The sequence below is a fragment of the Mesorhizobium sp. M0848 genome, assembly GCF_040319805.1.
GTDB lineage: Bacteria > Pseudomonadota > Alphaproteobacteria > Rhizobiales > Rhizobiaceae > Mesorhizobium.
In genome coordinates this window covers 39858-50833 of sequence record NZ_JAMYOM010000016.1, presented here as the reverse complement: position 1 = coordinate 50833, position 10976 = coordinate 39858, and the positions used below count along the sequence as shown (strand labels likewise).

10 protein-coding genes are annotated in these 10976 nt (G+C 63.2%); 6 read left to right on the top strand and 4 right to left on the bottom strand.

Annotated features, from left to right (window positions below; genetic code table 11):
- Nucleotides 1-13: 13 nt before the first annotated feature.
- The 3 genes from NKH95_RS19215 to NKH95_RS19205 all read left to right on the top strand — a co-directional run bounded on the left by NKH95_RS19215 (nt 14) and on the right by NKH95_RS19205 (nt 2349).
- The gene (locus NKH95_RS19215; RefSeq protein ID WP_352892532.1) at nt 14-1312 is read left to right on the top strand and encodes a BtaA family protein; all 1299 of its coding nucleotides are present in this window, start codon (nt 14-16) and stop codon (nt 1310-1312) included.
- Nucleotides 1309-1974 carry a class I SAM-dependent methyltransferase gene (locus NKH95_RS19210; RefSeq protein WP_352551771.1) on the top strand — a complete coding sequence of 222 codons (666 nt, stop codon included), beginning with the start codon at nt 1309-1311 and terminating at the stop codon, nt 1972-1974. The genes NKH95_RS19215 and NKH95_RS19210 overlap by 4 nt, the downstream gene beginning before the upstream one ends.
- A 66-nt stretch (nt 1975-2040) precedes the next feature.
- Complete coding sequence (locus NKH95_RS19205) at nt 2041-2349, top strand: HigA family addiction module antitoxin (protein WP_127321777.1); 309 nt, start codon at nt 2041-2043, stop codon at nt 2347-2349.
- Nucleotides 2350-2369: 20 nt separating this feature from the next.
- Here NKH95_RS19205 and NKH95_RS19200 read toward each other — a convergent pair whose 3' ends face one another.
- Complete coding sequence (locus NKH95_RS19200; RefSeq protein WP_352551769.1) at nt 2370-3749, bottom strand: serine hydrolase domain-containing protein; 1380 nt, start codon at nt 3747-3749, stop codon at nt 2370-2372.
- Nucleotides 3750-3978: 229 nt separating this feature from the next.
- Between NKH95_RS19200 and NKH95_RS19195 the strand changes: the two genes are divergently transcribed.
- Nucleotides 3979-4779, top strand: coding sequence for a glycoside hydrolase family 25 protein (locus NKH95_RS19195; protein WP_352551767.1), 801 nt, complete (start codon nt 3979-3981; stop codon nt 4777-4779).
- 123 nt (nt 4780-4902) lie between these two features.
- Entirely contained in the window at nt 4903-6084 is a 1182-nt protein-coding gene (locus tag NKH95_RS19190; RefSeq protein ID WP_128303477.1) for a lytic murein transglycosylase, read from the top strand.
- Between the two features lie 95 nt (nt 6085-6179).
- On the opposite strand, the gene NKH95_RS19185 is transcribed toward NKH95_RS19190, so the two are convergent.
- Nucleotides 6180-7400, bottom strand: coding sequence for an alanine racemase (locus NKH95_RS19185; protein WP_013530936.1), 1221 nt, complete (start codon nt 7398-7400; stop codon nt 6180-6182).
- 209 nt (nt 7401-7609) lie between these two features.
- Between NKH95_RS19185 and NKH95_RS19180 the strand changes: the two genes are divergently transcribed.
- Nucleotides 7610-8527, top strand: a complete 918-nt coding sequence (locus tag NKH95_RS19180) for a DMT family transporter (RefSeq protein WP_352551765.1) — start codon at nt 7610-7612, stop codon at nt 8525-8527.
- A 471-nt stretch (nt 8528-8998) separates the two neighbouring features.
- Here the strand turns inward: NKH95_RS19180 and metF are convergent, their stop codons facing one another.
- Together metF and NKH95_RS19170 are read right to left on the bottom strand one after the other, a co-directional pair.
- Nucleotides 8999-9913: a methylenetetrahydrofolate reductase [NAD(P)H] gene (gene metF, locus NKH95_RS19175; protein ID WP_352892530.1), complete on the bottom strand. Its 915-nt coding sequence runs from the start codon at nt 9911-9913 to the stop codon at nt 8999-9001.
- The gene (locus NKH95_RS19170; RefSeq protein ID WP_128303474.1) at nt 9910-10932 is read right to left on the bottom strand and encodes an ArsR/SmtB family transcription factor; all 1023 of its coding nucleotides are present in this window, start codon (nt 10930-10932) and stop codon (nt 9910-9912) included. Before NKH95_RS19170 ends, metF begins: the two co-directional genes overlap by 4 nt.
- Nucleotides 10933-10976 lie beyond the last annotated feature (44 nt).

Below are 10976 nucleotides of genomic sequence, written 5' to 3'. Positions count from 1 at the left end.
TCACCGGCCTGTCATGACCCTGGGTTACCCGCTTGCGGCAAAGCAAATGGGGAATCATCTTGCCATGACGGACGTTTCCGCAGATCTGGTTTTTCGCCGCGGCAAGGAAGTTGGAAAGGCCGTCTACCAGAACCGCCCGCTGTCGAAGGCCGGCATTTCGGAGCGGCTGTTCGCCTTCCTGTTTTCCGGCCTCGTCTATCCGCAGATCTGGGAAGACCCCGATGTCGACATGGAGGCGATGCAGCTTGGCCAGGGCCACCGCGTCGTCACCATCGCCTCCGGCGGCTGCAACATCCTGGCCTACCTCACGCGCTCGCCGGCCCGGGTCGACGCCGTCGACCTCAACACCGCGCACATCGCGCTGAACCGCATGAAGCTGGAGGCGGTGCGCCATTTGCCATCGCAGAGCGACCTGTTCCGCTTCTTCGGCGCCGCCGACACCAGCCACAATTCGAAAGCGTATGACCGTTTCATCGCGCCGCATCTCGATCCGGTCAGCCGTCACTACTGGGAGCGCCGCAACTGGCGCGGCCGCCGTCGCATCACTGTGTTCGACCGCAATTTCTACCAGACCGGCCTGCTCGGCCTGTTCATCGCCATGGGCCACCGCACGGCAAAATTCTTCGGCGTCGACCCTGCCGGCATCATGCAGGCCAAGAACATCGGCGAGCAGCGCCGCTTCTTCAACGAGGAGTTGGCGCCGGTCTTCGACAAGAAGCTTTTGAAATGGGCGACGTCGCGCAAGGCCTCTCTGTTCGGCCTCGGCATTCCGCCGGCGCAGTACGATTCGCTGATCACTTCTGGCGACGGCACCATGGCCAGCGTGCTGAAAGCCCGGCTGGAAAAGCTCGCTTGCGATTTTCCGCTGGAGAACAACTACTTCGCCTGGCAGGCCTTCGCCCGGCGCTATCCGAACCCCGGCGAGGCCGCCCTGCCCGCCTATCTCGAAAAACAGAACTACGAGACCATTCGCGGCAATGTCGACCGCGTCGCCATCCACCATGCCAATCTGATCGAGTTCCTCGCCGGCAAGGACGCAGGCTCCGTCGACCGCTTCGTCCTGCTCGACGCTCAGGACTGGATGACCGATGACCAGCTCAACGCGCTGTGGGCGGAAATCACCCGTACGGCTTCGGCCGGCGCCCGCGTGATCTTCCGCACCGCCGCCGAACCCAGCCTGTTGCCGGGCCGCGTCTCCAGCTCGCTGCTCGACCAGTGGACCTACCAGGATGAGGCTTCGCGCGAATTCTCGGTCCGCGACCGTTCGGCCATCTATGGCGGCTTCCATCTCTATGTGAAGCGTGCGGCATGAGCACGACCGAGCTGCCGGCCGACCATGCCGAATTGATGGACGGCGTCTACCGCTGGCAGCGCCACATCTACGACCTGACCCGCAAATACTACCTGCTTGGCCGCGACCGGCTGATCGCAGGGCTCGATGTGCCCGCCGGCGGCACCGTGCTGGAACTCGGCTGCGGCACCGGCCGCAACATCATCCTGGCCGCGCGTCGCTACCCCGACGCCGGCTTCTTCGGCCTCGATATTTCAGCCGAAATGCTGGAGACGGCCAGCGCCGCGATTGCCCGCGAGGGCCTGGTCGATCGTGTCACGCTCGCCCAGGGCGACGCCACGGGATTCGATGCCAAGGCGCTGTTCGGGCGCAACGGCTTCGATCGCGTCTTCGTGTCCTATTCGCTGTCGATGATCCCCGGCTGGGAAAAAACTGTGTCGGCAGCGCTGGCCGCGCTGTTACCGAACGGTTCGCTGCACATCGTCGATTTCGGCCAGCAGGAAGGCCTGCCCGGCTGGTTCCGGACCTTGCTGCGCAATTGGTTGAAAAAATTCCACGTAGCGCCGCGTGAATCCTTGCGCGAGGTTCTGGAATCGCAATCCCAGCGAACCGGCGCAAGCTTCCGTTTCCGCACGCTTTATCGCGGCTATGCCTGGCTGGCGGTTATCAAGATAGCCCTCTGATTATTGCTATCGGAAGGGCAAGGTGCTCCAATTCTTCATGAGGTGGGGCAGCTTTGAGGTGAGAACATGTTGATGACCACACGCAAGCCGGCAACGGTTGGCGAAATTCTCACGGAAGAATTCATGCAGCCGCTTGGCCTGACGCAAGCGGCTTTGGCCGAGGCGATGGGGGTCCAGCGCAAACATGTGAACGAATTGTGCAACGACCGCCGCAACGTGACGGCGGCGACCGCGCTCATTCTGGCACGGGTGTTCGGCAACAGCCCGGATTTCTGGTTGAACGTCCAGCGCCGCAGCGATCTCTGGCAGGTCATGAACTCGCCCGACGAGCGGGCGCGGGTTGACCGTGCCAAGCCTTTGGCCACTGCTGCATAGCAAGAATTGCGGCGCCTGGTCTAATGCAGCGCCTTCACCAGCGCTCCGACCATCGTCTGCGGCCGGTAGCCGAGCTTGGCCGGCGTCAGCCCTAGCCGCACCACCACCAACTGCTCCGAGGGGATGATGGCGACCGTCTGCCCGTCATGGCCTTCCATCCAATACGTGTCCTTGGGCAGGCCTGCCGCGACGCCGGCGCCGGGGTTTTCCTCATCGCCCGGGGCCTCGATCCACAACTGACCCTTGCCGTAGACTTTCGAGGCGGATGCCGGCTCGCGCATCCAGTCGACGAAACCGGTTGGCAGGATCTGGTTGCCGTTCCACACCCCGCTTTGCAGCAGGAACTGGCCGAAGCGCGCCCAGTCATGGGCAGTCGCGTAGAGATAGGACGAGCCGACGAAGGTGCCTTGCTCGTCGGTCTCGAGCACCGCGCTGTGCATGCCGAGCGGCTCGAACAGCGCCGTGCGCGGCCATGTCAGCGCCTTGGCCTTGTCGCCGATCGCGTCCTGCCAGAGGCGCGACAGCATCACCGCCGTGCCGCTCGAATAGGAAAACTGTTTGCCGACCTCTGCAGCCAGCGGCTTGGATTCGGCGAAGCCCGCCATGTCAGGTTCGAGATAGAGCATGCGCGTGACGTCGGCGACGTCGCCATAATCCTCGTTGAACTCCAGCCCGCTCGACATCGCCATCATGTCGGCGAGGCGGATGGCAGTGCGGCCGTCCGCCTTCCACGGCGCAAACAGGTTTTTGTCGTCGAAAGCCATCTTGCCGTCCTTGACCAGCGTGCCGACGATGGCGGCGTTCACCGTCTTGGTCATCGACCAGCCGAGCAGCGGCGTCTTGGCGGAAAAGCCATCGCCGTAGCGCTCGCCGACGACGCGGCCATTCTTGACCACCACCACCGCGCGCATGCCGGTGCCGGCCAGCGCCGCATCGTCCAGCAGCTTGGCAATCACCGGATCCTGTGATGCCTCGACGCGCTCGCCTTGCGGCCACAGGTCGCCCATGGTGGCCGCCGACGGCTCCGCTTGGATCGCGGTCCGCCGCGCCTTGCCTACATCGCCGTCCGGAACCGAAGCGCAGCCCAGCCCGTCACGGGCGACGGCGATGCTCTTGCCGAGGAAGCCGAACAGGCCCGCCGACACCGTTCCCCTGTTCTTGTCCACCGAAACCCGCATTAGCCGCAGCAGGGGATGCCCGGGCGCCTGCACGTCGACGGCAAGCACCTCATTGGGATCGCGGCCGGCAATGAAGACGTTCGAACAGACGATCTTGGCCGAGTAGCCCGAGCCGACCCTGATCAACTCCGGCGGCGCGATATAAAGCCAGGCAAAAAGGGCGGCGATCGCCAGAACGATCAGGCCAAGCAGCCATTTGACGATCTTGACCACGATCCGCATTTATTTCCTCCGGGCCCTGCGCGACCCTTATGTCATCGATTTGCCGCCATTGCTTCCGCAAATCACAATGCTTGTCGAGCGCCATCAACGGATTATCAACCATGATCGGCGATCACAGGATATGCTGAGCGATGCTGTGGGGCGATCGCTCGGAGGGGGCCCGATCACAAAACCGGCCATCAGTGTATAGACCCATCAGCGACCGGCTGAATCCGGCTCGGGAATTGCGATGCGCCGTCTTGCGGGCCTCATCATGCTGACGCTGCTTGGCGCCTGCTCGACCGTGGACGATCTCTCGCCGCTGTCGCCGTCCGCGTCGAGCAGCCCGACGGTTGCCGTGCGCGCGCCGCGCTTTGCCGATTCCAAGCCGCATGAATGGGAAAGCGGAGCGCCATGGAACTATGCCGTTCACGGCACCGACGTCTCCAAATACCAGACCTCGGTCGACTGGCCGGCGGCCAAGGCCAGCGGCATCTCCTTCGCCTTCATCAAGGCGACCGAGGGCGGCGATCGCTTCGATGAGTATTTCAACGAGCATTGGACCCGCACGAAAGCTGCCAGCGTTCCGCGAGCCGCCTATCACTTCTACTATTTCTGCACCCCGGCTGCCGTGCAGGCGCGCTGGTTCATCCGCAACGTCCCCGTCGACCGCTCGGCGCTGCCGCCGGTCCTCGACATGGAATGGAACCCGCAATCGCCGACCTGCAGGCTGCGTCCCGACGCTGCCACGGTGCGCGCGGAGATGACCACCTTCCTTGAAATCGTCGAACGGCACTACGGCAAGAAGCCGATCATCTACACCTCGATCGACTTCTTCGACGATAACGAGCTGTCGAGCTTTCGCGGCTATCCCTATTGGCTGCGCTCCGTCGCCGGCCATCCGCGTGAGAAATACGGCAGCCACCCCTTCACCTTCTGGCAATACACGGGAACCGGCATCGTTCCGGGCGTAAGCGGCAAGTCCGACATCAACGTCTTCAACGGCAGTGAAGCCGCCTGGAACAAGTGGCTGCGGCAGAACACCCGTTGACACCGGGCCTGCCGCCTGCTTTTCGACACAGCCAGCGGTGAAAAGTGCAACCGCCAGTAATTCAGGGCGTTGGGCTTCCGGGGAGCACAACAACTGCCCGCTATTCGTTTCGAGAGGAAGCTGATGCGACTGCGTTCCAAAGTCCTCGCGGCTGCGCTGACCCTGTGCGCCACGGCCTTGCCGGCGATGGCGCAGGAATGCGGCGGCGACTTCGAATCCTGGAAGCAGGGCGTCGCTGCGGAAGCCAAGGCGGCTGGCGTAGGTACAGCGGGTCTCGACGCCCTTGGAGCGGCAACCTTCGACGACAAGGTGTTGGCACGCGACCGCGCCCAGGGCGTCTTCACCCAAACCTTTGTCGAGTTTTCCAACCGCATGATCTCGGCCTATCGCCTGAAGCAAGGTGCGGCAAACCTGAAGAAATACGCCGACGTCTTCGCCCGCGCCGACCAGCAGTTCGGCGTCCAGGCGCCGATCATCGCCGCTTTCTGGGCGCTGGAGACCGATTTCGGCGCCGTGCAGGGCGACTTCCACACGCTGAGCGCCCTGGTGACGCTTTCCCATGATTGCCGCCGGCCGCAGCTCTTCCGGCAGCAGCTGGTGCCGCTTCTGGAGCTGATCGATCGCGGCGTGCTGCCGGCCGATGTCAGGGGCGCCTGGGCCGGCGAGATCGGCCAGACGCAGATCCTGCCCTCCGACTATCTGGCACGCGGCGTCGACGGCGACGGCGACGGCAAGATCGACCTGCGCGGCAGCGTGCCCGATGTGATCATGACCACCGCCAACAAAGTGCTGTCGCGCGGCTGGAAACGCGACCAGCCCTGGATCCAGGAAGTCCGCGCGCCCGAAGACATGCCGTGGGACCAGACCGGCCGCACCAACAAGCTGCCGCTGTCGCAGTGGGCGCAATGGGGCGTCACCTACCCTAGCGGCGCGCCGCTGGTCGACAACGGCCTGAAAGCAGGCCTGGCGCTGCCGATGGGCCGCAAGGGGCCTGCCTTCCTCACCTACGACAATTTCGACGTCTATCTCGAATGGAACCAGTCCTTCACCTATGCGCTGACGGCAGCCAACCTTGCCGCACGACTCGCAGGCGCGCCGCCGCTCGACCCGCGCAATCCCGAAACCGGCCTCAACAACGAGCAGATGAAGGCGTTGCAGACCAAGCTGGAAGCCAGGGGCTACGATGTCGGCACTGTCGACGGCATTTTGGGTACCAACACCCGCGAGGCGATCCGCAAGGAGCAGATGCGGCTAGGCCTGCCGGTGGATGGCTGGCCGACGCCGGAGCTATTGGGGAAATTTTAGGGCAGTAGGCAGTAGGCAGTAGGCAGTAGGCAGTAGGCAGTAGAAAATTACTCCGAAAGCCGTGCCTGCCACCCCTATTCCCTATTCCCTATTCCCTAATCCGCCATCGTCTCCAGACTCGCAAACCCCTGCGGCGCGTCGCCCTCGTCGAACGGCGTCGTCACCTCGACGAAGGTGTCGGGGTAAAACCCGTTGAATCGGGTCCTCAGCGACAGCGAATAGGCGCCGATATGGCCGATCTCGATCCAGTCGCCGGTATCGACCGTTTCCGGCAGCCAGAATGGCCGCGACAGGATGTCGACGGAATCGCAGGTCGCGCCGCAGACCTTGAACGGCACGATGTTCTTCTCCTCGCCATTGCGCGAGCGGATCGCAGGATCGGGAATGAAGCGGGCCGGCAGCGTGATCTTGCCGGTCCATGAATCCGACAGCGACGCCCAGATGCCGTCATTGATGTAAAGCCGCTTGCCCTTGCGCAGCAGCACCCGCACGATCAGCGACAGGCAGCGCGCCACGATCACCCTGCCCGGCTCGGCCACCAGCGGCATCTGGTCGAACTGATACTCTTTCAGATCGCCCGAAAGCCGCGACATGATCTGGCCGAGCGACGGCATCTCGATCTGCTTGCGGTTGGGATCGTGGCCGTATTCGGCGGGGAAACCGCCGCCGACGTCGAGCCCTGCAATATCGAAGGTCAGCCGGTTGCGCACCCAATCGGCGGAAGCCAGCGCCCGCTCATAGGTGTCGGGATCCTCGATCTGACTGCCGACATGGAAACACAGACCAACCTTGTAGCCGGTGCGGTTGAGCCGCTCGGCCAGTTCGACCGCATAGGCCGGCCCGGCGCCGAACTTCTTCGACAATTCGTAGGCGGCATGCCCCTTGGTCTGCACCCGCACGAACACGCTGATCGAGCCCGGATCGATGTCGAGCGCCCGCACCACTCGCGTCAGCTTGGTGATCTCGTCCTCGTGATCCAGCGAAATGACGCGGATGGCGTATTTCTCCAGCGCCAGCTTGATGTCCGACTGCGCCTTGACCGGATGCATGTAGAGCATCTCGGCATCCGGAGAGACCGCGCGCACGGCGGCGAACTCGCCCGGCGAAGCGACGTCGAAAGCCTTGACACCGGCTTCGACCAGGGTCTTCAGCACGATCTGCTCGCCATTGGTCTTGACCGCATAGGCGGTCTTGCCGGGGAACATGCCCATGAACTGCCTGGCATCCGCCATCAGCACTTGCGGGCGGAAGCAATAGACCGGATCGTCCGGACGAAGCGCCAGTGCCGCCTCGCGGGCATTTTCGAATCGCTGCATCGACGAATCCTTGACCTAGCCTGCGCACAATTAATCCAAGCTAGCGGCTAATGAAAACAATTCTGTGTCTCGTGCGGCTGACGCAGCGGCGCTAGGTCTTTGCCAGCAACGTTTGCCAGCGATCAGGTTTCGGGTGGCCCTTGTCACTGGCGCCGATATGGCTTCTGCCTGAGTGACTGGCATTCAGGCAGTCTGGGAGGGCGACTCACATGGCAATGGCCGCGACATCCGCACCACGCGGGCCGATGGTGCTCAAGGATTGGGGGCAACTCCTGCTGCTCGGCGCGATCTGGGGCGGCTCGTTCTTCTTTGCGCGCATCGCGGTGGCGGAACTCCCCCCGCTGGTGCTGGTGCTGTTTCGCGTCGCCATCGCCGCCATTGCGCTGCAGATCTATCTCGGTCTGCGCGGTCCGTCCTTCCGCCTCGCGCTTCCGCATGCAGGCCTGTTCTTCCTGCTGGCGCTCACCAACAATGTCGTGCCCTTCTCGCTGATCTTCGTCGGCCAGACGGAGCTTGGCGCCGGCGTCGCCTCGGTGCTCAACGCGACGACGCCGTTCTGGACGCTGATCCTCGCGAACGCGCTGACATCCGACGAAAAGCTCTCCTGGAACAAGCTCGCCGGCATTGCGCTCGGCATCGCCGGTACGGCCGTCATGATCGGCCCCGGCCTGCTTACCGGGCTCGGCGGCCCGGTCTGGGCCAAGTTCGCGCTGATCGGTGCTTCGCTGTCCTATGGTATTGCGCTGATGGTCGCCCGCCGCTTCAAGGGCGTGCCCTCACCGGTCATCGCCACCGGACAGTTGACGGCGTCGACCATCATCATGATCCCGATCGTGCTCTTCACCTACGGTCCATCCGGCCTGTTCTCGGCCTCGCCCCCGGTCTGGGCGGCGGTGCTGGCGCTGGCGCTTCTGTCCACCGCCTTCGCCTACATCCTCTATTTCAACCTCGTCGCCTCGGCCGGCGCGACCAACGCCTCGCTGGTCACGCTTGTCGTGCCGGCCAGCGCCATGCTGCTCGGCTTCCTGTTCCTTGGCGAGCGGCTGGAGCTGTTCGAAATCGGCGGCGTGGTGCTGATCGCGCTCGGCCTCGTCACCATCGACGGGCGGTTGTTCGGCCGACGTTAGAGCGCCGCGCGTCCACTGGACGCGCAAAGAATGCTCTAACCGCCTAATTGCCCCCGCATCGCGAAAGCCGAATTAGGCTTTCGCGGGGGTAGCGCTGCCATGACACAGCAGCGACACGAGCGGGCCACATTTTATTCACAGGTCTGAAGCCGGTTTTTGCCTAGGAGTTTCAAAGCCTAACGGCAAAAGACATGTCGCGGATTTCACAATCACGTCGCAATGCAGCACATTTTCCGCTTGCCTGTGGCACAAATGAACCTAGACTCCATGACATAGCTCTTTAAGAGGAGGCTATGTTATGGGACTTACGAGGCCTATCAACGCATTGATGATCTGTGCTGCGTTCGCCTTTATCGGAGCCCTTATTATGGGCTTCCTTCCCTGACCGCCAAAGCGGGGAAGACCAGCACCCAAATAGTCCAACCAATTCAAAAGGCCGGGTTTTTCCCGGCCTTTTGTTTGAACCCGACCTCAAGCCGCGGCTGATCCGGCCGCCGCCTCGTGCGAGCGGATGCCGATCATATGGCAGATGGCAAAGACCAGATCGGCGCGGTTCATGGTGTAGAAGTGGAAATCGCCGACACCGCGCTCGACCAGATCCATCACCTGTTCGGCTGCCACCGCCGACGCCACCAGCGCATGCGTCTGCGGGTCCCGGTCAAGGCCTTCGAAACGCTCCGCCAGCCAGCCGGGCACATGCGCGCCCGCCCTGGCGGAAAAGTTCGCGACCTGCCTGAAACTGTGAACCGGCTGGATTCCCGGCACGATCGGGATGTAGATGCCGGCGCGGCGGACGCGCTCGACATAGCGCTCGTAGAGATCATTGTCGAAGAAGAACTGGGTGATGGCGCGCGTCGCGCCATTGTCGACCTTGCGCTTCAGCATCTCGATGTCGGTGGCGAAATCGGGACTTTGCGGATGCTTTTCCGGATAAGCCGCGACGGAGATGTCGAAGTCCGCGATTGCCTTGAGCCCGGCGACCAGCTCCGCGCCGTTCTCGTAGCCACCGGGATGCGGCCGATACGGTTCGCCGACGCCGGAGGCCGGGTCGCCGCGCAGCGCCACGAACCGGTTGATGCCGATCGACCTGTAATCCTGGATGACCGCGTCGACCTCGTCGCGTGTTGCACCGACGCAGGTCAGATGCGCCGCTGCAGGAATACCGGTTTCCGTCAGGATGCGCTTTACAGTGCGCGCGGTACGCTCCCGCGTCGAGCCGCCGGCGCCGTAGGTCACCGAGACGAATTTCGGCTTCAGCGGCTCCAACTTTGTTACCGTCTCCCACAGCCTCGCTTCCATCTCGTCCGTCTTCGGCGGGAAGAATTCGAAGGAAACCCTGACCTTGTCGCCAATGTCGGGGCGGCGGGAAAAGCGGAACTGGTTCATGCGATTTCCCCTATCGAGTTCGCTTTGGCCTGCCTTGTGTCGTTGGAAGGATCGGCGATCAAGAGGCGCCGGTCGCGGCCAAGCCAGAGTTTTACGGTGAGCCTGGCCTCGTTGCCGCCGCGCGGCTCGAATTCCTGACTGTCTTCAAGATCGAGGCCGGCTTCCGAAAACCAGTCGGCGATCTGCCGGTCGGAAAAACCGAGCCGCATATGCGCGTGCTCCTCGCGCAGGAATTCCAGCGCATGCGGCGCGAAATCGACGATGACCAGGCGTCCGGCCGGACGCAAAAGCCGCGCCGCCTCGTGGATGGCGCGGGCGGGATCGTCGAGATAGTGCAGCACCTGATGGATGGTGACGAGATCGAAGGCATCGCGCTCGACCGGCGGTGCGAAGATGTCGCCCTGCCGAACCTGTGCGTTCGAAACCCCGGCCTTGTCGAGATTGGCGCGCGCCACGGTCAGCATCTCGCGCGACATGTCGATGCCGACACCGCGCCGATAAAGCGGCGAGAAGATTTCAAGCAGCCGCCCGGTGCCGGTGCCGAGATCCAGCATCGACTGGAACGGCCGCTTGCCCACCAGCTTCAACATTGCGGCTTCGACGGCGCGGTCCGGCACATGCAGCGAGCGGATATGGTCCCAGCTTGCCGCATTCACCGAAAAATACGCGACCGCGCGGTCCTGCCGCTTGCGCTTGACCGAGGCCAGACGCTCAAGATCGCGCTCGACCTGCGGATCGGCGCCGCGAATGCCGGAAACCAGTCCCATGACGAAGTCACGCGCTGAATCCGCATCCGACAGACGGAAGAAGGCCCAGGACCCTTCCTGGTAGCGGCCGATCAGCCCGGCCTCCAGCAAGAGCTTCAGGTGACGCGAAACGCGCGGCTGCGACTGGCCGAGAATTTCGGTAAGATCGGAAACCGTGAGGTCGCCGCGCGACAGAAGTGCCAGTATGCGCAATCGGCTGGATTCGGCCGCCGCCTTCAATGTATCAACCATGGTGTCGAGCGAGACATGCATCAGCGTATTCTCTTTGAAAAGATATAAACATATGTTTATGTCGG

Coding starts and splice junctions, on each gene's coding strand:
- metF (WP_352892530.1), bottom strand. CDS start 9,913: ATGAACCAGTTCCGCTTTTCCCGCCGCCCCGACATTGGCGACAAGGTC.
- NKH95_RS19210 (WP_352551771.1), top strand. CDS start 1,309: ATGAGCACGACCGAGCTGCCGGCCGACCATGCCGAATTGATGGACGGC.
- NKH95_RS19195 (WP_352551767.1), top strand. CDS start 3,979: ATGCGCCGTCTTGCGGGCCTCATCATGCTGACGCTGCTTGGCGCCTGC.
- NKH95_RS19170 (WP_128303474.1), bottom strand. CDS start 10,932: ATGCATGTCTCGCTCGACACCATGGTTGATACATTGAAGGCGGCGGCC.
- NKH95_RS19200 (WP_352551769.1), bottom strand. CDS start 3,749: ATGCGGATCGTGGTCAAGATCGTCAAATGGCTGCTTGGCCTGATCGTT.
- NKH95_RS19215 (WP_352892532.1), top strand. CDS start 14: ATGACCCTGGGTTACCCGCTTGCGGCAAAGCAAATGGGGAATCATCTT.
- NKH95_RS19205 (WP_127321777.1), top strand. CDS start 2,041: ATGTTGATGACCACACGCAAGCCGGCAACGGTTGGCGAAATTCTCACG.
- NKH95_RS19185 (WP_013530936.1), bottom strand. CDS start 7,400: ATGCAGCGATTCGAAAATGCCCGCGAGGCGGCACTGGCGCTTCGTCCG.
- NKH95_RS19190 (WP_128303477.1), top strand. CDS start 4,903: ATGCGACTGCGTTCCAAAGTCCTCGCGGCTGCGCTGACCCTGTGCGCC.
- NKH95_RS19180 (WP_352551765.1), top strand. CDS start 7,610: ATGGCAATGGCCGCGACATCCGCACCACGCGGGCCGATGGTGCTCAAG.